The following is a 26813-nucleotide window of genomic DNA, read 5'->3' on the forward strand; positions in this document are numbered from 1 at the left end:
GATGTAGAATAATTTTAAATATTTTGTTAATTCTTAAATCACGAAGCTTTAAATTCTTTAGTTTTGAATCATTAAAAACAAATTTAAATACCTATGAAAAAACTTTTTGTTGCAGGGTTGGTAATTTTTAATGCTTTGAATGTTATTGGTCAAAGTAAAAATTCGATTAAGTTCACGGCTAAAATATCAAATAGAAACAGTGACACTTTAGTTATTAAAGGAAAAGATAATTTTAAGCAAGTAATTCCAATCAATAAAAAAGAGGTTTTTACTGCGGCTTTTGATGCTCCAAAAGGATTTTATATGTTTTCTGATGGAACAGAATCTTCAAATTTATATTTAAAACCAAATTCTGAAGTTAATCTGACCATGAACGCTAAAGAATTTGATGAGACTATTGTATATAAAGGTAAAGGTGTAGATGAAAGTAACTTTTTGGCGCAGCAAGCTTTAAAAGATGAAAACTTTCAGAAAGATGCTTTTTCTAAAGAATCAGGGGAATTTACAGCATTACTTGATGCTAAATTAAAAGCAGATACAGAAAGTCTTGAAAAAGGAAATTTTGACCCAGAATTTAAAACAGCACTAAAACGTAGTTTTGACGGTTTCCACCAATATGCTGCTGAAGAATATGAAAGAGCTGCAAAAGCTAATAAAATGGTTGGAAAAGCTTCTCCAGATTTTAATTACGACAACTTTAAAGGCGGAAAAACAAAACTGTCTGACTTAAAAGGGAAATATGTTTACATTGACCTTTGGGCAACTTGGTGCGCGCCTTGTAGAGCTGAAATTCCGTATCTTCAAAAGATCGAGGAAAAATATCACGGGAAAAACATTGAATTCGTAAGTATCTCTATTGATAAATTGAAAGACAATGAAAAATGGAAAAAGTTTGTGACAGATAAACATCTGGGAGGTACACAGCTTTTTGCAGATAAAGACTGGGAATCTGAGTTTGTCGTTAATTATGGTGTAACTGGAATTCCGAGATTTATCTTAATTGATCCACAAGGAAATGTTGTGAAGTCTGAAGCGCCTAGACCATCTGATCCTGAACTTGATAAACAGCTAAGTGCATTATTGAACTAAATTATTTACGAAATTTATAACGTTATCGTAAATTAGAGTTTTTTCTAAAATACCAGTAAAACCAGTGCTTGAGCGCTGGTTTTTTTATTGTTAATACTTTTCCAATGTTAAGTTTTTATTCAATGTTACCAAATTGTTAAGTAAAAGTTTGTTTAATGTAAAGTATTAACTATATTTGATAACAATTTGATAACATTCAATAACATTTAATACCTAAAGATATGAAAAAGTGTGTGATTTTAGCGGCTGTGTTATTCTCTGGAATTCTAACAGCACAAGAAACAAAACCTGAATTGGAAGCTGTTGGAAATAAAGTAAAAGCTACTTACTATTATGACAATGGAAAAATACAGCAGGAAGGCTTTTTTAAAGATGGAAAATTGGACGGTGTTTGGGTATCTTATGATGAAAACGGAAATAAAACTGTAGTAGGTGAATATGCAGATGGATTAAAAACTGGAAAATGGATGTTTTTCAATGAAAAAAATCTTTCTGAAGTAGCTTATGTAGATAGTAAAGTTAGTTCTGTTAAGAATTTACAGAAAAACCCTGTAGCCAATAGAAATTAATTAAAAAGATTTATTGAGATAAATAAAACCGTTCTTTTCAGAGCGGTTTTTTTATGCCTTAGATCTTTTTCTTTTGTATTTTCTTCCGTACCAAATAATAAATCCAGTTACAGGAAGCGCTGCAGCAAATAAGCTTGCTATAAAAGCAATAATTTTTCCGGGTAAATCTAATATTTGGCCGGTGTGAATTCCGTAATTCATTTCGACAATCTGTAATCCCAGAGTTTTGTTTTCAAAAGGTTGTTTATCAATTAATTTCCCATCATTTGGATGAAAGTAATAATTGCTTTGATGATCGTATCTTAACGTGTGCGGATAAGCGCCTGTACTAATAATATCTCCTTTTTGCTGCGGGATTAATACAAAAAACATTTCGGCATTTGGCTGTAGTTTTGTGGTTTGAATATAAGCGCGATCTATTGCTGTAATTGAATTGGTTTTGAATTGAGTTGTGTCAATTACAGGAAGTTTTGTTTCGACTGCTTTGTCGCCGCCAAAATTAAATGTTTTGTAAATTCCGTCGCCAACCCATTCGTAAGTAAAGGTAAGTCCGGTAATGGCTAAAATTAATGCTATAATCGAAATGTAAAAACCAGAAGTATTATGCCAGTCATAATTTACCCGACGCCATTTTGCAGACCATTTTACTGTGAGACTTCTTTTAAGGTCGGATCTCTTTTTAGGCCACCATTGTATAAGTCCAGAAATTAATAACAGAATAAAAATAATGGTCGCACCGCCAATAATATGTTTTCCAATATAATCGGGAAGAAGTAAATACAAATGAATGTATTCAACAATAATAAAAAAATCTGTTTCTGGATTTTCTGCTTTTAAATATTTACTAGTATAAGGATTGAAATAGAGGTATAAATTTTCAGTTTCAGAATAAGTATAAACAATTGCTGAACGGTTTTTGCCGTAATAAGAAACCATGCTCGTTTTATTCTTCGGAACAATCTCTTTTGCTTTTTTTTCTAAAACAGAAGGCAGTATAAACGGTTTGTTTTGAGTTTCAACCAATCGCCATTCTTTTCTTGTAACATCTTTTATTTCATCATGAAAGCAAAAAATACAGCCTGTAATACTGATTATAAAAACAATAAGCCCAGAAATTAATCCGAGCCATTTATGCAGAAAACGTATTTTGGTTTTGAATCCCATTTTTGATTAAAAGCGTAAAAGTAGGCTCAAAACTTATATGGGACAAATTATTGTAGATTATTTTATTTGTTATGGATGTTTATGCAAAAGATTTAGATAGCGCAAAGACGCTAAGGCACAAAGTTTTTTTGCGCGGATTCTACAGATCTAAGCAGATTTTTGTTTTGTTCACTTTAATTAAAAAAAAAACTATAATTCTTATAATCTGTGGAAAAAAAATAATTAAGCAACCGCTTTTTTAGATTTTAAATGGTAGGCAACGTATAATGAAATCGAAGCCAGGAAAATCCAGAAAACATCAATAAAGAAAATTTGAATTTTGTTGTTTAAGAAAGATGTCCAAAACCAATCTCCTGAAACAATTCCGTTTGTAATTGGAATTAAAAATCCTAAAAAACTTCCTGAAATTAAACAGAATTTATTGGTAAAAGCATCGTTCTTTTTAATGATAAAGAAGATTGCAAGTAATAACCATCCGCCAAAATAAAGCGTAAATAGATTCGATTGGCTCAACGGATAGAAAATTTTACTTCCAATAAAAGCCAAAGCAGTAATTGGATACATGCTCAAACAAATAGCCAGATAAATGCGAACAACAGCTGCATTGAATCGTCTTTTCTTTTCAGGCATATTATTTTTCTGTCTTGCAACCAACCAAATCATAACTCCAGAGATAATTACAAAACAGGTAATAATTCCTAAAATAAAGCTCACGATTTTTAAAGCATATCCGCCATAATCACCAAAATGAATGCGGTATAAAACATTTTTTACAACATCTAAGTAACTCGTTTGAGAGATCGGATCTTTTTTAGCAATTTCTTTTCCATCAGCAATTCTGTAAACAACTTTTCCGATTCCAGTAAATTTTTTGTGGCTTAAAAGTTCTCCTTCAACTAAAACATGCATGTTCGCATCGCCGTAGTTTTGAATAAAAACGCGTGTGATTTCAAAATCAGACCAATTCTTTTTTGTTTTAGCAACCAGCTCATCAATATTAAAAGGAGCTGCTAGTTTCTTATTTTCAAATTTATAATCAGGATCTTTATATTCTAATTCTTTATACAATTTATCTTGATCGCCATTGTATAGAGCCATTACTGCGGGAGCTACGATCAAAAGTTTGATCATAAAAAAAGCACCTGTAACTGCATATACGAATTGAAATGGTAAACCAATCATTCCAAGCGCCGTGTGCGCATCTGTCCAAAGTGTTTTTAATTTTTCTTTCGGACGGAACATATAAAAGTTAGATACAATTTTTTTCCAATGAAGCAATACTCCAGTTACAATTGCGAATAGGAAAAATAGAGCTGTAAAACCTGAAAGATAATATCCTATTGGATAAGGAATTTGTGCTAAGAAGTGCAAACGATATAATAGCTCACCTAAAGAATATGATTCTTCATAAGTAAAAGATTTAAAGTTTTTTGTGTTTAAATAAAAAAACTGTCCTTCTTTTTGCTTGGCTGGAGCCAGAGTATCTTTGGTCCCTTCCATATAAACAGCTACTCTTTCTTCTGTAGAAGGCTTAGAAATAGTAATATTTCTTCCGTGCAAAACATATTTTTTATCAAGATGCTGCAGGGCTTTATTGTAGTCTAACTGAATTTCTCTTGTAATTGCTGTAGATTCACTTCTTTCCCAATTAATGATATCATCTCTAAAAAAAGAAAAAGATCCAGCAAAGAAAATTACAAAAAGCACTACACTGATAACGATTCCGCTGACAGTATGTGTATGAAAATAGATATTGTAATGACGGTTGTTCATAAATATTATTTTGCCGTATGGTTATAAGTTTGACCCAGATAAATAAAAAGACAAAAAAGTAAAGTCAGCAGGATGTAAATTCCCCAGATTTTCCAGCCGCTTTTAGCTAAAAATGCAATTACCATTAAAGCAACCCAAAGAATAAAACCAGTAAAAGCCATTGTTATTAAAACATCTGCACGACTAAACCAAGAAGCTAAAGCCAAATGAAAAGTAACAGAAACAAAGTATCCTCCTAAAATAGCAGCTGTTATTTTGGTAAAACGAGGCCAAAAAGCAGGATTTAAATATTTTGAATTTGCCGGCATATTTTAATTTAATGAGGTTTCTAATTATAATAAAGTTCTAGTAATGCAACTATAATCAAGATTGCTAGAAGTGCTTTACTGTTTACTTTTTTTAATGGTGTAAGTATAATGATTAAACTTCCAACTGTCATTAGCTGAACAAAAAACATCAAAGTACCACAGCCTAAAGACTGAGTAAAAAGCCACATCAAATAAGCAGATAATAAAAGGGCTAGTCCGATGATTTTTGTCTGTTTTGGATTTTTCTGCATCCATTTTTCAAAACCTAAATCATAAGACAAAACCGCTCTTTTTGAAGTATAATAAAGCGTATAAAAAGCTAGAAAAACGATAAGGCTGGCAATTGTTATCATAATCTTAGAAATTTAAAAACCACCTTTCTCTTGCAAGAAAGGTGGTTGAATGTTTTTATTAAAATCTGTATGAGAAGTTTGCTGCAACAGTTCTCATATTTCTTGGATGAATTGTAGACCAACCATCGTAAGTGTCAACATTAGTAATATTGTCTAATTTTAATGTCAAGGTATATTTTTCAGTTCCGTAGAATACTGATGAATTTAAAACTGTATAAGAAGGTAATGCAAACTGACCTATAACATTTCTGTTCATGATTAAGTTTTTATCAGCATAGTTTCCTCCAAAACCTAAACCAAAACCTTGTAAATCTCCTTGAGGGAATTTATAACTTGCCCAAAGATTTGCTAAATTTCTTGGTCCAGAACTTTCTGGTCTTTGTCCTACAAACGATGGATCTCCAGCGTTTAAGATAGCATCAACATAACTGTAACCAGCAACGATGTTTAAACCAGCAACTGGATTTGCCACGAATTCTGCTTCAAAACCTTTGTTTCTTTGTGCTCCATCTTGGAAAGCTGTTTGAGTTGTTGCACCATAAATTACGTAAACTTGATCTTTTACTTGAATGTCATAGTAGCTGAATGTTGCATAAAGTTTATCTTGAAACACGTTTAATTTTGTTCCAATTTCGAATTGGTTAGCATGCTCTGGTTTAAAAGTTCTTGGACGTGTAGATCCGTCAGCTAAAATTTCTGTTACTGGAGCAGAATTAGCGAAACCATCCATATAGTTTGCAAAAATCGAAACTTTATCAAGAATTGGCTGGTACACTAAACCAAATTTAGGAGAAAAAGAAGTTTGATTAAAATCATCATCTTTTGTTGCTACATTTCCAGCAGTAATAAAACGGTCCACACGTAAACTTGCCATTGCAGACAAAGCAGGAGTAAAGTTAAATACATCAGAAACATAAGCACTATAAACTTCTTGCTTTGTTCTATTCATGCTAATTCCTGCATTAGCGATAAGAGCGTCAGTTCCTGCTTTAGTTAGATTTCCATTATCTCCATTTGTAATATATTTAGCTGGGTCTGTAATTTGGTATAAATACTGATTTACAGTTGCTACATCTAGATTACCAATGTAAATATTACCATTTGTTACATAATTTGAACTATTGTCAATTAATCCTCTATTAAAGTAATCCAAACCAGCAACGATTCTGTTTCTCATGTTTCCAATTTTGAAATCGCCAATAAAGTTCTGCTGAATGTCAGTTGTTAGGGTTGTTGAATTTTGGTAATTCATATAACGTGATAAAACAATTCCTTCACTTATCTCATCAGGAGCATATTGCGTGCCTTCGTAGATGTAAGAATAGTATCCTTCAGATGAAGATGAACCTCTTGAAACTACAGTCTGCGAAGTCCATTGATCATTAAATTTGTACATCATTTGACCTTGTAAGTTGTATGATGGTGTTTCAATTGCAAGTTCATTACTAGTGTAAGAACGTTTATTATCATAACCTAATTCATCCATATTATGAACTCTCAATACAGCACCTCTATCTAAAAATAACATAGTAGGGTTAGTCTGTTTGTTGTTCATAAATTCTGTATTGATGAAAAACGAAAGTTTGTCACTAACTTGGTATGATAATGATGGTGCAAAAAAGAATGATTTTTTGAATCCTGCATCTTGAAAACTATTTTCTGTGTGGTAAGCTGTATTTACACGGAAATTAATTTTGTGCTCGTCGTCTACTGGAGTATTAACATCTGCAGTAACTCTGTTTAAACCATTACTTCCAGCAGTATAACTAACCTCTCCACCAAAATGATCGTAAGGTTTTTTTGTAGTTAAGTTAATTAAACCTCCGTAAGAGATTAAACTACTTCCAAATAAAGTTCCAGATGGTCCTTTGATTACTTCAATTTTATCAATGTTTGCAGGATCTAAACCTCCGTTTGATAATCCTGGTAATCCATTAATCATAGTTGGCTGTACAGCAAATCCTCTTAACGAAAAATATCCTGCACCGTCACCTCCACGACCCGTAGAGGCCCAAAGCGGTGTTAATCCTGGAGCATTTTTTAAAGCGTCATCAATATTTGTAACAACTTGCTCTTTTAAAAGTTCGCTTGTAATTGTAGTATATACTTGTGGATTTTCAAGATTTTTAAGAGGTAATCTTGAAACTTGTTGTGTTTCTTTACGAGCAAATGTGTTTTTTTTAGCATTTCCATTTAAAACAATTTCATCTAATTGTTCTGAATTTGAGCTAATAATAAAATCTTCAACTAAATCATCACCGTTATTTAAGGTAATACTTTTTTCTTTTGATGAGTACCCGACAGCAGAAACTCTAATTACGTAGTTTCCTGGTTTAAGATTTTTAATTTCATAAAAACCATTGCTATCTGTATTGGTTCCTATTTTGGTTCCTTTTAATGATACCGAAACATTATCAGCAGCTTCATCATTGGATAAACTAATTTGACCTTTAATAGTTGCTTTTTCCTGTGCAGAAGCTATTGTGCCCGCTAATAAGAAAAAACAAAAACTCAAAAAAGAAATTGTAAATTTAGATTTCATTTTTATTTAGAATTGATTTTAATAGCGCAAATTTACATGTTGAATATAAATCATGCAAGTTTGTTTTTATTTATTCTAAATAAAATATTTTTAAAGGGTAAAATTTACATTTGTTTAAAAAATTAACAAATTAAGGAGATTTTAAGCTAATATTAAGCAAAAAAAACCTGTTCGTATTAATGAACAGGTTTTTTGTATAGCAGAAAATTATTATAATTACAATTCTAAAGCACGTTTAGCATCGCCATTCATTAATAATTCTACTGGATTTTCTAAAGCCTCTTTTACAGCAACCAGGAAACCAACAGACTCACGTCCGTCGATAATTCTGTGATCGTAAGAAAGTGCTACGTACATCATTGGGTGAATTTCAACTTTACCGTTTACAGCGATTGGACGCTCGATGATGTTGTGCATTCCTAAAATTCCTGATTGAGGAGGGTTGATGATTGGAGTACTTAACATACTTCCGAAAACACCACCGTTAGTGATTGTGAAAGTTCCTCCAGTCATATCGTCAACTGTAATTTGACCATCACGAGCTCTTAAAGCTAATCTTTTGATTTCAGCTTCGATACCACGGAAAGTCAATAATTCAGCATTACGAACCACAGGAACCATTAATCCTTTTGGTCCAGAAACTGCGATTGAGATGTCAGCAAAATCATAAGCGATTTTGTAATCACCGTCCATCATTGAGTTCACATCTGGGTATAATTGTAAAGCTCTTGTAACTGCTTTTGTAAAGAATGACATAAAACCTAAACCTAAACCACCGTGTTTCGCTTTGAAAGCATCTTTGTATTCATTACGAATTTGGTTGATTGGCGTCATGTTTACTTCGTTGAAAGTAGTAAGCATAGCAGTTTCATTTTTAGCTGAAACTAATCTTTCTGCTACTTTACGACGTAACATTGATAATTTTGTACGCTCAGTTCCACGGCTTCCACCAGTTGGAGTTCCCATAGAAGGCACTGCATTTACAGCGTCATCTTTAGTGATTCTTCCGCCTTTACCAGTTCCAGAAACTGTTGCTGGAGCAATATTTTTTTCGTCTAATATTTTTCTTGCCGCAGGAGATGGAGTTCCGGCTGCATAACTTGTTGCTGCTGGAGCTGCTTTCGGTGCTTCAGCTTTTGGCGCTTCAGCCTTTGGAGCTTCTGCTTTTGGTGCCTCAGCTTTTGGAGCTTCAGCCGCTGGAGCTGTTGCATCACCTGCTGGTTTTGCAGCATCTGTATCAATTAAACAAACTACAGCACCTACTGCAACTGTATCACCTTCTTCAGCTTTTAGTGTAATTACACCGCTCATTTCAGCAGGCAATTCAAGAGTAGCTTTATCTGAATCTACTTCAGCAATAGCCTGATCTTTCTCTACATAATCTCCGTCTTTTACTAACCAAGTTGCAATTTCAACTTCTTTTATTGACTCCCCTGGTGATGGGACTTTCATTTCTAAAATCATCTTTGTTTTTGTTTAAGGTTTTTATGGTTTTAATCCCGATAGCTATCGGGACCGAAACTTGAAACATTTTTTTTATCTAAATAAATTTTTATCGAATACCATTCTAATTGCATCTGCATGACGACGTTTTGCACGTGTATAACTTCCAGATGCTGGCGCAGCGTAAGCTTTTAACGAAGCTAATCTCCATTTTACTAGATCAAAGTTCATTAACATAAAACTGTAAGCTCCCATGTTTTTAGGTTCTTCCTGAGCCCAAACATAATCATCAGCATTTGGATATTTTGCAATGATTTCTTTAATCTGCTCAACAGGGAAAGGGAACAATTGCTCGATACGAACAACTGCAACATCATTTCTACCATTGTTTTCTCTTTCTGCAGTAATGTCATAGTAGAATTTACCAGTAACAAAAACTAAAGTTTTTACTGCTTTTTTATCTACTGTATTGTCGTCAATTGTTTCTTGGAAGCTTCCGCTTGCCAGTTCTTCAACTGTAGAGACACATCTTGGATCTCTTAATAAACTTTTTGGAGAGAAAACTACCAAAGGTTTACGGAAATTAGTTTTCATTTGTCTTCTTAACAAGTGGAAGAAGTTAGCTGGCGTTGTACAATCTGCAACATACATATTTTGTCTTGCACAAAGTTGTAAGTAACGTTCCATTCTTGCAGAAGAGTGTTCTGCACCTTGTCCTTCGTATCCGTGAGGCAATAATAAAACAATACCGTTTTGGTTGTTCCATTTGTCTTCACCACATGAAATATATTGGTCAATCATGATTTGGGCTCCGTTAGAGAAATCTCCAAATTGTGCTTCCCAAATAGTTAATGCTTTTGGATTAGCCAATGCATATCCGTAATCAAAACCAAGAACTCCATATTCAGATAAAAGAGAGTTGAAAACGCCGAATTTTCCTTTTTTGTTTTCGATAGCATCTAAAAGAATTACTTCTTCTTCAGAATCTTCAACTTTAACTACAGCATGGCGGTGAGAGAATGTACCACGCTCTACGTCCTGACCGGAAATACGAACGTCAAATCCTTCTGTTAAAAGTGAACCGTAAGCTAGAGCTTCTGCAGTTCCCCAATCGATAGTGTTGTTGTCGTATCCTGCTTTTCTATCCGTAACAATTTTAGTTATCTTGTTAATGAATTTCTTGTCTTCTGGTAATGTTGAGATTGTATTGATGATAGAATCTAATCCTTCTTTACTAAAGGTAGTATCTACTTTTTGAAGCATTTGTGTATCAGTTACCTGAACAAATCCATCCCATTCGTTTTTCATGAATGGAGTTATGATTGTTAAATCTTTTTTACGAGAAGCTTCTAAATTTTCCTCTAAAGCAGATTTGTATTCTTTTTCTAAAGCATTTACATAAGATGCATCGATTACGCCGTCAGACAATAATTTTTCAGCATAGATATCTCTTGGATTCTTATGTTTAGCGATGATTTTATATAAAACCGGCTGTGTAAAACGAGGTTCGTCACCTTCGTTATGACCGTATTTTCTGTATCCTAGTAAGTCGATAAATACGTCACGTCCAAACTGCATTCTATAGTCTAATGCAAAAGACATTGCATGTACAACAGCTTCAGCATCGTCAGCATTTACGTGTAAAACTGGTGAAAGTGTAACTTTAGCAACGTCTGTACAATAAGTAGAAGAACGAGCATCTAAATAGTTAGTCGTAAAACCAACTTGGTTGTTAATTACAATGTGAATTGTTCCTCCAGTTTTATAACCGTCAAGCTGCGCCATTTGGATGATTTCATACAAAATACCCTGACCTGCAATTGCAGCATCTCCGTGAACGGCGATAGGTAGTACTTTTGAAAAATCTTCTGGGAAATATTTATCTTGTTTTGCTCTTGTAATTCCTTCAATTACAGCTCCAACAGTTTCTAAGTGAGAAGGGTTTGGTGCTAAATTGATATTGATGCTTTTTCCAGATCTTGTTTTTTTGTCGGCAGTAAGACCTAAGTGGTATTTTACGTCACCATCAAAGTATTCTTGATCGTAATCTTTTCCGTCAAACTCACCAAAGATATCTTGAGTAGATTTTCCGAATATGTTTGCCAAAACGTTCAAACGGCCACGGTGAGCCATTCCCATTACGAATTGTTCAACACCTTTTTCCGCAGCCTGCTCAATTAAAGCATCTAAAGCTGGAATAATAGATTCTCCACCTTCTAGTGAAAAACGTTTTTGTCCAACATATTTAGTATGAAGGAAGTTCTCGAAAGAAACAGCTTCGTTTAATTTATTTAAGATCGTTTTCTTTTCTTCTGTAGAAAAATTAGGCTGATTATTATCAACTGCTAATTTATCCTGAATCCATTTTACAACACCAGGATTTCTAATGTACATATATTCAATACCAATATGCTGGCAGTAAATAGCCTTAAGGCGATTTACGATATCTTGTAAAGAAGATGGTGCCATTCCAATTGTTTGTGCAGCATCAAAAACAGTCGAAAGATCTGCTGTAGATAATCCGAAGTTTTCGATATCCAAAGTTGGAGATGAAGTTCTACGGTCACGAACTGGATTTGTTTTTGTGAATAAATGCCCGCGCGTACGGTATCCGTCAATTAATTTAAGAACGTTGAATTCTTTCTTTAGTTTTTCAGAAATCTGACTGTAATCTGTGTTGTCGCTAGTCACGTACTCAACTATAGTCTGCACTGGATTTTCGTCGTTATAAGTAGTCATTCCAAAGTCAAAACCTTGAAAGAAACTTCTCCAGCTAGGCTCAACGCTGTCTGGGTTTACTAGATATTGATCGTATAATTGTGCAAAAAACTCGGTATGCGCTGCGTTTAAAAATGAAAACCTATCCATAATATGAGTGAATATACTTTTTGTTATATAGAAAGGCAAAAGTACAACAATCACATTTATTTAAATCTTTTTTTTACGTACTTTTACGTAAAAATTTGTTAAAATAAACGTTAACTATGAATAAAATTCAATTTTCAATCGATTGCAGATATTTATTTGTGATTTTGACAGCCTTATTCTCAAGTTATTCTATTGCACAACAAAAATATGTTATTGACAACAGTAATCATTTCTGGGAAAAAGTACAATTTGGCGGCGGATTAGGTTTAGGAATTGGTTCTGGTTATACTGATATTTCTGTAATGCCAAGTGCCATTTACAATGTTAACGAAATTGTTGCCGTTGGTCTTGGTTTACAATTTGGTTACTTAAACTCAAGAAACTATTATGAATCGTATGTTTATGGCGGAAGCGTAATTACGCTTGTAAACCCGATTCCTGAACTTCAATTATCCGCAGAGTTAGAGCAGGTTCGTGTTAACACAGATTATGATTCTACACCATACAGGCCAAGTTATTCTGATAATTTTTGGAACACCGCTCTTTATCTAGGTGCAGGTTACAGAACTGGAAATGTAACTATTGGTGCACGCTACGATGTTTTATACGATCCAGACAGAAGTCTTTACGGATCTGGATTTATGCCTTTTGTGAGAGTTTATTTTTAAGTTGCTATCCCGAAGTCTCGGGACTGAGATGCTAAGATTCTAAGGTTATTATTGGCTTGTAACATTATTACAGTTTAAAATAAAATAAGTTTTTTCTTTCTTTTGGTTGCTCTTATAATTAACTTTGTAATTGAAAAAAAATTAAAACCACTAATAGATTGGAGGGTTTAATTATAAATATCAAAGAATCAACTTAAAGATGGGACAATTGCCAAAAGAAATTGAATTATTTCAAAAAACGCTTGAAAGTTTAAAAGGAATAGAAAATGTTTGTAGTGGAATTGATAATTTAGAAGGAATTAAAGGCTCTGAATTAGGAAGTTCATCATTTTCGCATCTTCCTATTGCAACACTTTTAAGGACTGATGGAGGGTTGAATGATGAAGTAATGTTGCAATTTGAATTTACATTAGATCGATCTGTTGAAAGTTTAATTTCGTTAGAGTTTCTTTCTTGGTTTATTCGTGATCATTCAAGAGGAGGAGGTTTAATACAATTGAGAACATTTGCACTTCCTCCAAAAGCAGGGAATTATTCTCAGCTTGGAGAAACTTTAAAATTTCATATTGATTATTTTGTTGAAAATGCACCAGAAACATTACAACCAATTCTTGATAAAATTTCTAATTTAAACACCTCTTTAGAGCTATTTATTAAGCTTTATGAAATACCGTTAAAAGGCTAATTAATTATAGTCTTTATTTGTAATAATTTCGAAACCAAACCTTCTGCCACTCTCTTTTTAAAATCAGAAAAGCAACTTGTTCAGCAAGAATGACTAAATCTGATCCGTCAAGTTTTTTGATTTCGATTTCAGAAACATCAATTATATAAAGAAGGTTCAAATATTCAGCAAACTTGTACTGAATCATTCTGTAGATTTTTTCGTGAAGTTGGATTTTTAATTCGTCAGGTGAAATGCTAAGCGGAAAATCAATTCCTTCATTTGCCAAATTAAAATCTTTATTAATCTGCTCAATCAAGTTTAAATATAAAGTCTCTGCCTGAGCTTGCTCTAAAAGTGCTTCTGTACTAGTTGGTGCTACAAACATGAGATTTTAGATATTAGATTGTTGATTTTAGATTTATTGAAAACTGATTACTAAACCTTACGGCCCATTAAATTTTCGCCGAAAGTTCTTAAAACATTTTTCTTTTCAGCATTAATTTCCATTTTTTCTAAAGTTTCAAAAGCTTTAAACGTATACATTTCGATTGCTTCTTGTGTCGCTTTTGAAGCTCCAGATTCATTAAAAATAGCTTTTGCAGTTTCTATTTTTTCTGAATTATCTTCTAATTGTAAACTGAATAATTTTTCTAATTCTTGAGCTTTTTCTGTACAAGAAAACTCTAAAGCTTTTAGATATAAATAGGTTTTTTTGTTTTCAATAATATCGCCTCCAACTTGTTTTCCAAAAGTTTCAGGGTCACCAAAAGCATCTAAATAATCATCCTGCAATTGGAAAGCCAATCCTAAATTAAGTCCAAAATCATAGATTAAATCAGCTTCTTTTTCAGAAGTTTTGGCAACAATTGCACCCATTTTCATGGCAGCGGCAACCAAAACAGCTGTTTTGTATTCAATCATCTTTAAATATTCGGGAATCGTAACATCTTTACGAGTTTCGAAATCAACATCCCATTGTTGTCCTTCGCAAACCTCAAGAGCAGTTTTACTAAATAATTTTGCCAGGTTTCTAAAAACTATCGGTTCGTATTGTTCAAAATATTGATAAGCTAAAATAAGCATGGCATCTCCTGAAAGTATTCCAGTATTTAGATCCCATTTTTCATGAACTGTAACTTGTCCTCTTCGCAAAGGCGCATCATCCATAATATCATCATGAACCAGCGAAAAATTATGGAAAACTTCGACGGCCATTGCAGCTGGAAGTGCAGCATCGTACTCGGTATCAAAAACTTCAGCAGCCATTAAAGTTAAAACAGGACGTATGCGTTTTCCGCCAAGTCCTAAAATATATTCAATAGGTTCGTAAAGGTTTTTAGGTTCTTTATGTATGTCTTGTTTTTTAAGATAACTAATAAAAAAATCCTGGTACTGGCTAATATCGTGCATAATGAAATTCTGATTTACGAGCCTCAAAGATACAATTCAATTATGAATTTTCGCTTTCTAAATTTCATTTGCTGAGAAAACATTAAAATTTAAAATAAAAACGACTAAGAATGAATTTGTTAAAATATTTTTTAAAAAACTTGGAAACTTTTTTGGTATTTACAGTTTCCTGTCTATATTTGCAACATCAAAATGGAAACTTGAAACACTGTGAAAGTTTCCATAAGAGTTTGAATGATTTATAAACTCATTAAAATCAGTTATTTATGAAAACAACATGGACTTTAGATTCTACTCAATCAGATGTTTTAATTAAAATGAGACATTCGATAATTGCCTATTTAGGAGGAACTACGAACAAATTTGGCGGTTATGTGAGCTTAGAAGACAATGAAATTGAAGATGCATCGGTTGAATTTTCACTTGATATTAATAATAAAACTGAAAGCTTTCAGCAAATTGACACCAATTTACAGCTTCAGGATTTTTTTGATGTAGATGAGCATCCAATCATTAGTTTCAAATCGACTTCATTCCAAAAAGTAAATAACAATATCAATTTCTTTAAGGGAGATTTAACGATAAAAGATGTTACGAGAGTTGTAGAACTTGATGCAGAATTTATAGGAGTGAATACTTATAATGGAGAAAAAAAAGTAGCCTTTGAAATTAAAGGTGAAATTAAGCGTCAGGACTTTGGCTTAGATTATAACTCTTTTCATCATAATGGGGGCTTAGCTCTTGGAAAAGACATTAAGCTAATAGCTAATCTTGAATTTAGCATATAAATCTTACATGCAGGAATAATTTAATGTAAAATTATTACAAATATTACGGAAACTATTTTTTAAATTTTAGTTTCCTAATTATATTTGTATGGCAATTGGGAAAATTAAAATGAAAGAGAAAATCATAGCAAAAGCCAGTGAGCTTTTTTTAAAGCTCGGCTTTAAAAGTGTTACAATGGATGATATTGCAGGAGAAATGTGTATTTCGAAGAAAACGATTTACAAATATTTCTGTAATAAAGAGGTTTTGATTGAAGAGAGCACTTCAATGGTACACAGACAGGTTCATGAAATTATGGATACCATTGTTGCTAAAAATTATAATGCGATTCACGAGAATTTTGAAATTAGAGAAATGTTTCGTGATATGTTTAAAAACAATACGGATACTTCGCCTATCTATCAGTTAAAAAAACATTATCCAGAGATTTATCAAAATATTTTATCTCACGAAATTGAGCAATGCACACAATGTTTTAGAGATAATATTGAAAAGGGAATACGAGAAGAGCTTTACAGACCAGATTTAAATGTAGAAATCTATGTGAGATTTTATTACACGTTAATCTTTCATATTAATGAAAATACAGTTTCTGAAAGTGAAGCACAAAGAATAGAGTTAGAGGCATTAGAATATCACACTCGTGCAATGGCAACAGAAAAAGGAGTGCAAGAATTAGAAAAACAGCTTAAAAAAATTATCAATTAATTATTATTCAAAACTATTTGTCATTATTGTTAGAGAGCGGGAAGATAATAATGGCGATACTATCTCAAAATTTAAAAATAAATATTTAACTACATATGAAACGAATAGTTCTTATAGTTTTGTGCACAATTGGCTTATCGGCCAACGCACAAGTAACCACTTTAACCTTAAAAGACGCTGTTAGCTACGCGCTTGTAAATAAAGCCGATGCTAAAAAAGCAAAACTTCAGGTTGAAAACAGTGAATACCAAATTCAAGAAGTACGTTCTAGAGCGTTACCTCAAATTAGCGCAAATGGAAACCTAACTTATAATCCGGTAATTCAAACAACTGTTATTGACGGAGCAGGTTTTGGTGCACCGGGAACTACAATCCAAGCAGCATTTGGACAAACTTGGACTTCTACTGCGGGGCTTTCTTTAACTCAGGCAATATTTGATCAATCTGTTTTTACAGGATTAAAAGCAGCAAGAACTACACGTGAGTTTTATCAAATAAACGATCAGTTAACAGAAGAACAAGTTATAGAAAGAGTTGCAAATAATTACTATTCTGTTTATGTACAAAAAGAAAGATTGGTTTTGTTAGACAGCAATTACGTAAACACAACTAAAGTTCGTGATATCGTAAAAGGGCAATTTGATAACGGTTTGGCTAAGAAAATTGACTTAGATCGTATTATTGTAAAAATGTCAAATATCGATACAGAACGTCAGCAGATTAAAAACCAAATTGCTTTACAGGAAAATGCTTTGAAGTTTTATATGGGAATGCCTATTGAAACTCAAATCGCGATGCCAAAAGAAGAATTTGAAGTTGTTCCTGCTGCATTAACAGAAGAACCAAATATCGAAAACAGAACAGAATATCTGCTTTTGAAAAAACAAGAAGAGCTTTTAGTCTATAATAAAAAAGCTGTTGAAGCTGGATATTATCCAACACTTTCATTAACTGCTGGGTACAACTATATCGGTCAAGGTCCGGAATTTCCTTGGTTTGCAAAACCAGATAAAGGAGTTTACTGGTCAGATTTCTCAGCAATTGGATTAAATCTGCATGTGCCAATCTTTACAGGTTTTGGAACTCGTGCTAAAGTAAGACAAGCTGATGTTCAAATTAGAGAACTTCAGGAAGATATTAAAGACACCAAACTTTCACTTGATTTAGATTATAGAAACGCCATTACACAAATCAATAATAATTTGGTAACAATCGAGAATCAAAAAGAAAACATGCGTTTGGCATCTGAGATCCTTAGCAATACTAAAAACAATTACCTTCAAGGTTTAGCATCTTTAACCGATTTGTTAGACGCTGAAAATGCATCACTTGAAGCTCAAAACAATTATACAAGAGCAGTTTTAAATTATAAAATTGCCGAAATATCTCTAATCAAATCGAAAGGCGAACTTAAATCTCTTATTAAATAACTAATTACAATGAAGAAAATAATTATAACAATCGTAATCATAGCCGTAGCATTTTTCGGGATTAGCTACATATTAAATAAAAATAAGAAAGAAAACGAAGGTAAAACTGCAATCGTAGCAGAGAAAAATGCTGCTGTTTCTGTAAAAGTTGCAACAGTTAAAACAGAAGATGTTAATCTTGGTTTTACTGCAAACGGAAACTTTGCACCAATTCAGGAATTAACTTTCTCTGCAGAAAAATCTGGAAAAGTAATTAGTGTTTTAGCAAAAGAAGGTGACTACGTAAGAGTAGGACAAACTCTTTTAACAGTAAGAGGTGACGTTATTAATGTAAACGCACAACAAGCACAGGCAGTTTATCAAAATGCAAAATCTGATTATGCGAGATACGAAAATGCTTTTAAAACAGGTGGTGTTACAAAACAACAATTAGATCAGGCAAAATTGGCTTTGACAAATGCTCAGTCTAATTTGACACAAGCAAATATTAATGTTGGAGATACTAAAGTAAAAGCACCAATTAATGGATATATCAATAAAAAATATATTGAGCCAGGTTCTATTTTAGCTGGAATGCCTGCAACTGCTTTGTTTGATATCGTAAATGTTTCTAAATTAAAATTGGCAGTTACAGTAAACGAAAGCCAAGTAGCAAGTTTAAAATTAGGAAATACAGTAAACATTACAGCAAGTGTTTATCCTGATAAAACATTCTCTGGAAAAATCACTTTCATTGCTTCAAAAGCAGATGCTTCATTAAACTTCCCAGTTGAAATTGAAATCACAAACAATGCTAATAACGACTTAAAAGCAGGTATGTACGGAACTGCAAACTTTGGTTCAAACAACCAAAAACAAAACTTGAAAGTGGTTCCTAGAAATGCATTTGTTGGAAGTGTAAGCAGCAACGAAATTTTCGTAGTTGAAAATAACGTGACAAAATTGAAAAAAGTGGTTGCTGGAAGAATCTTAGGAGACAAGGTTGAAATCATCAATGGTTTGAATGACGGAGATACTGTAATTGTTACAGGTCAAATCAATTTACAAGACGGAAATACAGTAGAAATTATTAAGTAATTGTACGCTTTAAGCCGTAAGCAATAAGCTTTAAGCCTTTAATAAAAGCCTAAAGCCTACAGCGTATAGCCTACAGCAAAAAACAACATATATGAAATTAGCCGAAATATCCATAAAACGTCCGTCGTTAGTAATTGTATTGTTTACAATTCTGATTCTTGGTGGATTGTTCAGTTATAGCCAATTAGGCTACGAGCTGATCCCAAAATTCGAAACCAATGTTATTACGGTTTCAACTGTTTATCCGGGTGCTTCTCCAAGTGAGGTTGAAAATACCGTAACAAAGAAAATTGAGGACGCGATTGCATCTTTGGAAAATATCAAAAAAATTGACTCGAAATCTTATGAGAGTTTATCTGTAGTGTCAATTACATTGCTTTCTACTGCAAATGTTGATATTTCGATGAATGATGCGCAGCGAAAAATTAATGCGATTTTGAGTGATTTACCAGATGATGCTGATCCGCCGTCGTTAACCAAATTCTCTTTGAGTGATTTACCAATTATGACGCTTGGTGCGAATGGTAAAATGGACGAAGCTGCTTTTTATGATTTGATTGATAAAAAGATTGCTCCAGTTTTATCTCGTGTGCAAGGTGTTGCCCAGGTAAACATTATTGGTGGGCAGGAACGTGAGATTCAGGTAAATCTTGATGCTGTTAAAATGCAGGGTTACGGACTTTCTGTTCCTCAAGTACAGCAGACAATTTTAACTTCGAATCTGGATTTCCCTACAGGTAACATCCAAACTCGTAACCAAAAAATATTAATTCGTTTAGCGGGTAAATATAAAAATGTTGATGAATTAAGAAATTTAGTAGTTTCTTCACAAAACGGAATTCAAGTTCGTTTAGGAGATATTGCTGATGTTCAGGATACACAAAAAATCGCGGAAAAAATTGCGCGTGTTGATCAAAAAAGTGCAATTGTACTTCAAATTGTAAAACAATCAGATGCAAATGCCGTTGCGGTAAGTGAGCAGTTGGTTAAAACAATCAAAACCTTAGAGAGCGATTACAAATCAGCTCAATTGAAGTTAGATGTCGCAAAAGACAGTACTATATTTACACTTGAAGCAGCAGATTCTGTTGTACACGATTTATTAATTGCGGTTATTCTGGTAGCATTTGTAATGTTGTTCTTCTTGCACAGTATTAGAAACTCATTGATTGTAATGGTATCTATTCCTGCCTCTTTGATCGCTACATTTATTGGAATCTATTTATTAGGTTATACCCTTAACTTAATGAGTTTACTTGGTTTATCTCTTGTTGTTGGTATTCTTGTTGATGATGCCATCGTGGTATTGGAGAATATTTACCGACACATGGAGATGGGTAAAAGCCGAATTCGTGCGTCTTACGACGGAACTGCCGAAATTGGCGGTACAGTAACCTCGATTACATTAGTAATTGTGGTGGTGTTCTTACCAATTGCAATGAGTACAGGATTGGTATCAAACATTATTACGCAATTCTGTGTTACGGTAATTATATCTACAATGTTCTCATTATTGGCTTCATTTACTATTATTCCGTGGTTATCTTCACGTTTTGGAAAATTAGAGCATATTGAAGGTAAAAATCTTTTCGGTAAAGTTATCCTTGGATTTGAAAGCTATTTAACTCGTTTTACGAACTGGGTATCAAACTTACTAAACTGGTGTTTAGATCATTATGTTAAAACAATTGTAATTGTATTAGTAATGTTCTTTGGTTCTATCTTCTGGTTAATGGGAGGTGGATATATTGGAGGAGAGTTCTTCGCATCATCTGATAGTGGTGAATTCTTAGTACAAATCGAGATGCCAAAAGATGCATCGTTAGAGCAGACTAACTTTATGACGCAAAAAGCAGAAGCTTTCTTAAAAGGAGAGAAGTATGTTTTCAGTCAAATTACAACTGTAGGACAAACCAGTGAAGGTTTAGGAGCTGCTCAGGCAACTGCTTACAAAGCTGAGATCGATGTTAAAATGATCGAGCAAAAAGATCGTACAGATGATGCAAACGTTTATGCTGCTAAAACAAAACGTAAGCTGGAGAAAATCTTAGTTGGAGCTAAAGTAAAAACAGTTCCTGTAGGTATCTTAGGTACGGCTGAGGATGCAACTTTAGGTTTGATCGTTACAGGTCCAAACGTAGAAAGTGCCATGAAATTTGCAAAATTAGCTGAAGCTGAATTACGTACAATTCCTGGAACAACTGAGATCAAATTAACAGTTGAAGACGGAAACCCAGAGATTAACGTTCAGGTTGATAGAGATAAAATGGCTGCTTTAGGACTTACACTTCAAACGGTAGGTTTAACAATGCAGACAGCTTACAGCGGTAATACTGACGGTAAATTTAGAGCAGGTGAATACGAATACGACATCAATATCAAATACAACGAATTTGATAGAAAAAACATTACCGATGTTAGTAATTTGATTTTTATAAACAACGCAGGTCAGCAAATTAAATTAAATCAGTTTGCTACAATTACAGAAGGTTCTGGACCGAGTAAATTAGAGCGTAGAGATAAAACAGCTTCTGTAACCGTACAAGGACAGAACGTTGGGGTGCCAGCCGGAACAATTGTAACACAATGGCAGGAAAAATTAGATAAATTACAAAAACCAACAGGTGTTAACTACATCTGGGGTGGTGACCAAGAAAACCAATCAGAAGGTTTTGGTACATTAGGAATCGCATTATTAGCGGCTATTATTTTGGTTTACCTTGTGATGGTTGGTTTATATGATAGTTTCGTTCACCCGTTTGTTGTATTGTTTGCAATTCCGCTTTCATTTATTGGAGTATTATTTGCACTGGCATTAACAAACAACACATTAAATATCTTTACAATCTTAGGGGTCATCATGTTGATTGGTCTGGTGTGTAAGAATGCGATCATGCTTGTCGATTATACCAATCAGCGAAGAGCTGCTGGAGAATCGATCAGAACAGCATTAATCCAAGCAAACCACGCACGTTTACGTCCGATCTTGATGACAACAATTGCGATGGTATTTGGTATGTTCCCAATTGCATTAGCCTCTGGAGCTGGAGCAGAATGGAAAAACGGATTAGCTTGGGTAATTATTGGAGGTTTGATTTCTTCATTATTCCTAACGTTAATTGTAGTTCCTGTAATCTATGATATCATGGAGAAAATCATTAGAAAATTCTCTAAAGGAGAAAAAATCGATTACGAAGCTGAAATGGTTGCCGATTATGAGCATACAGAATTAAGCGAAGACGGTTTTAATCCGAAACATACTCATTAATAGTTTTGATTTTCAATAGAAATTCCAAAGTCCGAAATTGGAATTTCCCCATTAAAATCCCAAGTTCCTTCAATTAGGAATTTGGGATTTTTTTGATTCTTGAAAAATATAGAGATAATTTTAAATCATTCAATAATGAAATTCAAGTTCCTTCAAATTGGAATTTGGAATTTTAGTATTGGAATTTTAACCTTGAGATTTGGAATTTTTCTATTGTTAATTTAAAAATATGTTTATTTGCATCACCTTACTAAACTTACTATGCTACAAAAAGATAAATCTGCAGCAATTGGTTTTATTTTCATAACCATGTTAATTGATATTACAGGATGGGGAATTATAATTCCTGTAATTCCAAAATTGATTGAAGAATTGATTCATGGAGATATCAGCGAAGCCGCAAAAATTGGCGGCTGGTTAACTTTCGCATATGCGATCACACAATTCGTTTTTGCTCCAGTAATTGGAAATTTAAGTGATAAATTCGGAAGAAGGCCAATTATATTAATTTCACTTTTCGGATTTTCTTTAGATTATATTTTACTGGCTTTTTCGCCTACAATTATCTGGCTTTTTATAGGAAGAATTATTGCAGGAATTACGGGCGCCAGTATTACAACTGCTTCTGCATATATTGCAGATGTCAGTACAGCCGAAAACAGAGCTAAAAACTTTGGATTGATTGGTGCCGCTTTCGGATTAGGATTTATTATCGGACCTGTTATTGGCGGATTATTAGGACAATACGGATCAAGAGTTCCTTTCTACGCAGCAGCAGTTTTGTGTATGGTCAATTTCCTTTACGGATTTTTCATTTTACCAGAATCACTTAAGAAAGAAAACCGCAGACCTTTTGACTGGAAACGTGCTAATCCTGTTGGAGCTATTTTAGGTTTAAGAAAACATCCAACTTTAATTGGCTTAATAGCAGCTATATTTTTATTATACGTTGGTTCTCATGCCGTACAAAGTAATTGGAGTTTTTTCACCATTTATCAGTTCAATTGGGATGAACGAATGATCGGAATTTCATTAGGAATAATTGGTCTTTTAGTTGGAGTTGTACAAGGTGGATTGGTTCGTTTTATCAACCCAAGAATAGGAAACGAAAAAAGTATTTACATTGGTTTGGCGTTATATACAATCGGAATGCTGTTGTTTGCTTTTGCAACAGAAAGCTGGATGATGTTCGTATTTTTAATTCCATATTGTCTTGGCGGAATCGCTGGTCCGGCTCTACAATCTGTTGTGGCGAGTAAAGTTGCGCCAAGCGAACAAGGAGAAATTCAAGGAACTTTGACCAGTTTAATGAGCGCGTCTTCAATCATTGGTCCCCCTATGATGGCGAATACCTTTTATTTTTTTACACATAGTGATGCACCTTTTAAATTTGCCGGAGCGCCATTTATTTTGGGTGGAGCTTTAATGCTGCTAAGTACAGTTGTAGCTTATTTTTCGTTGAAAAAACATACTGTTCCCAAAATAGAAATTGATAATCAAGAAACAATATAAAACTAAAAAAGTCTTCATTCTAATGGAGACTTTTTTATTTGGAATTTGGAATTTGGAATTTGGAATTTGGAATTTGGAATTTGGAATTTTTCTATTTAAGGTACAAATAATGATTAAAATAATCAATTATAGCTTTTCCTTCCAATAAAACATCGGCACCAATAATCCCATGAACAGGTTTAGCTTTAAAAGATTCTAAAGCTTCATTTACATGAGAAAGATCAAAAATTACAATACTGAAATCCTTGTTTTTCCAAGATCCTAACTGCAATTTATTTTGAGACGAAATCTGCGTTTTCATGCCGCTTCCGCCTGCTCCAGATGCTTTTGTTTTTGAATTTTTTGCAGCCAATTCAAAAAGTTCAATACTTTCAAAACCCACGCACGTATTAGATGCGCCGGTATCTAAAATGAAATTGCCAGAGACACCATTAATTTTGGCTTTTATCTGTAAATGCTGCGTTTTAGTTATCTTGAATTTTATTTTTTTGTAATTCTCTGTTTTGAGAATTTCGTGAAGATTTTCCATTTCTGTAATGATTGAAAACCAAAAATAAGCCAATTACAGCCAAAAAACTAATGATATAGAAGATATAATTTGGAGACTTTTCTGGTTTTTGAAGAGTTCCGTAATACACAAAAGCACTCCAATAATAAGGTGACTTTTTTGCATTGGGAATTGATTTATTGTTTAAATAATCCAGTTTTGCATTGGTATTCGCTTCAAAATAAGGAACATCTTTTTGAATGTTTATATAAAAATCCGACATAAAAACCGAAGTCGTAAAATCATTTACTTTCCATAAAGAAAATAATAAATTTTGTGCTCCTGCAAATTGAAAACCTCTAGCAATACTCATTGCGCCTTCTGCTTTATACAATTTACCAATACCGGTTTCGCAGGCACTTAAAACCACTAAATCTGGATTGATATGAAGATTATATAATTCAGAATACAGAATTTCCTGATCGGAAAATTTAATACTTGCAGGAGTTTCAATATCGCCAGAAGATGCATGTGTACTCAAATGAAGCATGGAATAATGAGAGGCATTGTTTTTAAAATTAGTAAAACTTGCATTTGAATTTTCTAAATATTTTCCGCTAAAATTACTTCGGATAGATTCCATTTCTTTCTTGGAGTAACGAAGTTCAAAAGCCGATTTCTCAAAAACAGGAAAAATTCCTAAAACCGTTTTTTTCGAGTTAGAAATTGGTTTTGAGTTGAGGTAAATATTTGCTGACGTATTATAAGCAATCTTGAAATCGTTCAATAAATAATTCATTTTGCTAAAATTCGTCGTATTTGATTCTCGAGTAATTAAAGCTTCAAAAGGAAGAAAATTTAAAATTCCGTCAGGAACAATTATCAGATTTTGGTTAACATAATTGGTAGGTAATTTCAATACATCATAGGCAATTTTTGCATAGTGATTATAACCTGAAATGTCATTTGTAATAGCTTCCGGACTATTAAAATAGTTTATAAACTGAACAATTTTTGGAATTGCAATATCAGTAATATTAATATGGTTTAAAGCAATTCGGTTGTTTTGTAAAATGAAGAAATAGAGATTTTCGGATCCCATAAGATAATAAACCATCATCGCTTTATCATTTTCCAATTTCTTAAATAATGCTTTCAAATCACATTTTTCAGGAATGTAATCTGGGTTTTCAGATTGGATTTTTTTTAGTGAAATCATCAATTCATTTTGCTTTTTTATAAATTGATTGATCTTCAAAATATCAGCAGAATCTCCTTTTTGCTGTTCTTTTATAATATTATTATTTAGATTTTGAAGTTTGTATAAAAGTTTTTTTTCTTCTGTCGAAGCATTTTTAATAGTAGAGTGATAACTTTTTAAAATTCCAGCTTTTGTATTTTCAGCCAATTGAAAGGCCTTTTCCAAATATGAAGTTTTGCCTTCTTTTTTAAACAATTCATTACAAATAGAAATGCATTTCTCGGTACGATTTCGAGATCGCAGCTGCATCAGGATTTTAGAATTTTCATAAATCAAACTATTCATCATTAAATCTTCGATATAAAAAGACATATCAAAAGCTATAAGTGCCTTTTTGGGCTGATTTATCCTTAAAATTTCGGCTTGAAGATCGAGCGCGTCAACCAAGACTGTTTCTGCATACAATTGATTTTTCGCTGGAAGAACATTTTTTGAATTGTAATTTGGAATCAATGTTTTAAAAACGACAGCAATTTGCTTTGTACTTTCTTCATATTTTTCTTCATCAAAAAGCAGTAAAGCTTTTTCATAATAAAGTTTAGCTAGTTTTCTAGGCTGTTGATTTGTTGTCTGCAAAAATAATTTTTCAGCTTTTTCTAAATAAGATTTTGCAGCATCAAAATTTTGTCTTTGACGATTTAGAGCAGCAAGATTTCGATAAGAATTCGATAAGGTTTCCGATTGATTTTTTTCGGTTTGAAGATATTTTATCGAAGATTCAAATGCTTTCGTAGCTTTTCGATGAGTTTCTGGTCTCATTAAATCTCCTGTAGAACTTAGCAGATAATTATTCCCCAGATTATTCCATAAAATTCCCATTTGCAAATTGGATAGTTTCTCCGTTTTTAAAGTCTTTTCTAAAAGTTCAATAGCCAAAGAAATTTTGCCTGAACTCTGATAAACATTTGATAAATTAAGAATTGCGGCAAACTTTTGTTTTTGTGCTTCAGGATAATTTTTAGAAGTATTTACGATAAAAAAGTATTGTTTTATGGTATTTTCTGCACTGTCATAGTCGCCTAAAACGGTATATAAATTTCCCAAAGGTTTTAAGCAGAACTCAATAATGTCGTAATCGCTTAGTTTATATTTTTGATAGATTTGCCACGCTTTTTCATAACTCGAAATCGCATTTTGAGTCTGCCCAAACTGATTTTCATAATATGCTTTATTGCAGTTTAGAATCACAATGGCCAGTAATTCATCTTTGGTTTTAGGTTTAGCGCTTTTCCAAAAATCACTTTCAATATTTCTTAAATTTTGTAACGCTTCCGCGGAAGGATGAGCCGTAAAACCATCAATCGCATTATAAATTTTCTCAGCCTGATTTTGTCCAAAAACATTTAGACTCAGGAAAAGGAAAATAAAACCATATAAGCGATATAAGTTCATATTAAGCTGTTTTTTATTTCAAAGAGATTCGCAAA

The 26813-nt window shown here is 33.1% G+C and carries 21 protein-coding genes; 10 read left to right on the plus strand and 11 right to left on the minus strand.

What is annotated here, in order from left to right:
- The first annotated feature begins 93 nt into the window (after positions 1-93).
- Both QMG60_RS05565 and QMG60_RS05570 read left to right on the plus strand, forming a co-directional pair.
- Positions 94-1089 (plus strand): TlpA disulfide reductase family protein, encoded by a 996-nt coding sequence (locus QMG60_RS05565; protein ID WP_134138986.1) that lies wholly within the window; start codon positions 94-96, stop codon positions 1087-1089.
- A gap of 221 nt (positions 1090-1310) precedes the next feature.
- The gene (locus tag QMG60_RS05570; protein WP_057115722.1) at positions 1311-1658 is read left to right on the plus strand and encodes a membrane-binding protein; all 348 of its coding nucleotides are present in this window, start codon (positions 1311-1313) and stop codon (positions 1656-1658) included.
- Between the two features lie 51 nt (positions 1659-1709).
- Here QMG60_RS05570 and QMG60_RS05575 read toward each other — a convergent pair whose 3' ends face one another.
- From QMG60_RS05575 to QMG60_RS05605, 7 genes are all read right to left on the minus strand, one after another.
- The gene (locus QMG60_RS05575; protein WP_281867151.1) at positions 1710-2822 is read right to left on the minus strand and encodes a PepSY-associated TM helix domain-containing protein; all 1113 of its coding nucleotides are present in this window, start codon (positions 2820-2822) and stop codon (positions 1710-1712) included.
- 222 nt (positions 2823-3044) lie between these two features.
- On the minus strand, positions 3045-4595 hold the full coding sequence (locus tag QMG60_RS05580) for a PepSY-associated TM helix domain-containing protein (protein WP_281867152.1): 1551 nt from the start codon (positions 4593-4595) through the stop codon (positions 3045-3047).
- A gap of 5 nt (positions 4596-4600) precedes the next feature.
- A complete protein-coding gene (locus tag QMG60_RS05585) occupies positions 4601-4903 on the minus strand; it encodes a hypothetical protein (RefSeq protein WP_134138991.1) in 303 nt (100 codons plus the stop codon).
- 20 nt (positions 4904-4923) lie between these two features.
- Positions 4924-5256, minus strand: coding sequence for a hypothetical protein (locus QMG60_RS05590; protein ID WP_134138992.1), 333 nt, complete (start codon positions 5254-5256; stop codon positions 4924-4926).
- A gap of 58 nt (positions 5257-5314) precedes the next feature.
- Entirely contained in the window at positions 5315-7798 is a 2484-nt protein-coding gene (locus tag QMG60_RS05595; RefSeq protein WP_134138993.1) for a TonB-dependent receptor, read from the minus strand.
- Positions 7799-8014: 216 nt separating this feature from the next.
- A complete protein-coding gene (gene odhB, locus QMG60_RS05600; protein ID WP_057115736.1) occupies positions 8015-9262 on the minus strand; it encodes a 2-oxoglutarate dehydrogenase complex dihydrolipoyllysine-residue succinyltransferase in 1248 nt (415 codons plus the stop codon).
- Between the two features lie 72 nt (positions 9263-9334).
- On the minus strand, positions 9335-12109 hold the full coding sequence (locus tag QMG60_RS05605; RefSeq protein WP_281867153.1) for a 2-oxoglutarate dehydrogenase E1 component: 2775 nt from the start codon (positions 12107-12109) through the stop codon (positions 9335-9337).
- 116 nt (positions 12110-12225) lie between these two features.
- Here QMG60_RS05605 and QMG60_RS05610 point away from each other — a divergent pair, with 116 nt between their 5' ends.
- Both QMG60_RS05610 and QMG60_RS05615 read left to right on the plus strand, forming a co-directional pair.
- On the plus strand, positions 12226-12777 hold the full coding sequence (locus QMG60_RS05610) for a hypothetical protein (RefSeq protein ID WP_057115741.1): 552 nt from the start codon (positions 12226-12228) through the stop codon (positions 12775-12777).
- Positions 12778-12976: 199 nt separating this feature from the next.
- On the plus strand, positions 12977-13462 hold the full coding sequence (locus QMG60_RS05615; RefSeq protein ID WP_134138996.1) for a hypothetical protein: 486 nt from the start codon (positions 12977-12979) through the stop codon (positions 13460-13462).
- A 13-nt stretch (positions 13463-13475) separates the two neighbouring features.
- On the opposite strand, the gene QMG60_RS05620 is transcribed toward QMG60_RS05615, so the two are convergent.
- Both QMG60_RS05620 and QMG60_RS05625 read right to left on the minus strand, forming a co-directional pair.
- Positions 13476-13829, minus strand: coding sequence for a hypothetical protein (locus tag QMG60_RS05620; protein WP_281867154.1), 354 nt, complete (start codon positions 13827-13829; stop codon positions 13476-13478).
- 50 nt (positions 13830-13879) lie between these two features.
- Complete coding sequence (locus QMG60_RS05625; RefSeq protein WP_281867155.1) at positions 13880-14854, minus strand: polyprenyl synthetase family protein; 975 nt, start codon at positions 14852-14854, stop codon at positions 13880-13882.
- 266 nt (positions 14855-15120) lie between these two features.
- Here QMG60_RS05625 and QMG60_RS05630 point away from each other — a divergent pair, with 266 nt between their 5' ends.
- The 6 genes from QMG60_RS05630 to QMG60_RS05655 all read left to right on the plus strand — a co-directional run bounded on the left by QMG60_RS05630 (position 15121) and on the right by QMG60_RS05655 (position 23638).
- Positions 15121-15642, plus strand: a complete 522-nt coding sequence (locus tag QMG60_RS05630) for a YceI family protein (RefSeq protein ID WP_057115752.1) — start codon at positions 15121-15123, stop codon at positions 15640-15642.
- 109 nt (positions 15643-15751) lie between these two features.
- Complete coding sequence (locus QMG60_RS05635) at positions 15752-16351, plus strand: TetR/AcrR family transcriptional regulator (protein ID WP_057115993.1); 600 nt, start codon at positions 15752-15754, stop codon at positions 16349-16351.
- 95 nt (positions 16352-16446) lie between these two features.
- Positions 16447-17781 carry a TolC family protein gene (locus QMG60_RS05640; RefSeq protein WP_281867156.1) on the plus strand — a complete coding sequence of 445 codons (1335 nt, stop codon included), beginning with the start codon at positions 16447-16449 and terminating at the stop codon, positions 17779-17781.
- Positions 17782-17790: 9 nt separating this feature from the next.
- Positions 17791-18858 carry an efflux RND transporter periplasmic adaptor subunit gene (locus QMG60_RS05645; RefSeq protein WP_281867157.1) on the plus strand — a complete coding sequence of 356 codons (1068 nt, stop codon included), beginning with the start codon at positions 17791-17793 and terminating at the stop codon, positions 18856-18858.
- Between the two features lie 91 nt (positions 18859-18949).
- Positions 18950-22126 carry an efflux RND transporter permease subunit gene (locus QMG60_RS05650; RefSeq protein WP_057115758.1) on the plus strand — a complete coding sequence of 1059 codons (3177 nt, stop codon included), beginning with the start codon at positions 18950-18952 and terminating at the stop codon, positions 22124-22126.
- A gap of 261 nt (positions 22127-22387) precedes the next feature.
- On the plus strand, positions 22388-23638 hold the full coding sequence (locus QMG60_RS05655; RefSeq protein ID WP_281867158.1) for a TCR/Tet family MFS transporter: 1251 nt from the start codon (positions 22388-22390) through the stop codon (positions 23636-23638).
- A gap of 91 nt (positions 23639-23729) precedes the next feature.
- Here the strand turns inward: QMG60_RS05655 and QMG60_RS05660 are convergent, their stop codons facing one another.
- The gene (locus QMG60_RS05660; RefSeq protein ID WP_057115763.1) at positions 23730-24167 is read right to left on the minus strand and encodes a retropepsin-like aspartic protease; all 438 of its coding nucleotides are present in this window, start codon (positions 24165-24167) and stop codon (positions 23730-23732) included.
- Entirely contained in the window at positions 24103-26778 is a 2676-nt protein-coding gene (locus tag QMG60_RS05665; RefSeq protein ID WP_281867159.1) for a CHAT domain-containing protein, read from the minus strand. The genes QMG60_RS05660 and QMG60_RS05665 overlap by 65 nt, the downstream gene beginning before the upstream one ends.
- Between the last annotated feature and the right edge of the window lie 35 nt (positions 26779-26813).

The sequence above is a fragment of the Flavobacterium sp. GSB-24 genome, from assembly GCF_027924665.1.
Taxonomy (GTDB): Bacteria; Bacteroidota; Bacteroidia; order Flavobacteriales; family Flavobacteriaceae; genus Flavobacterium.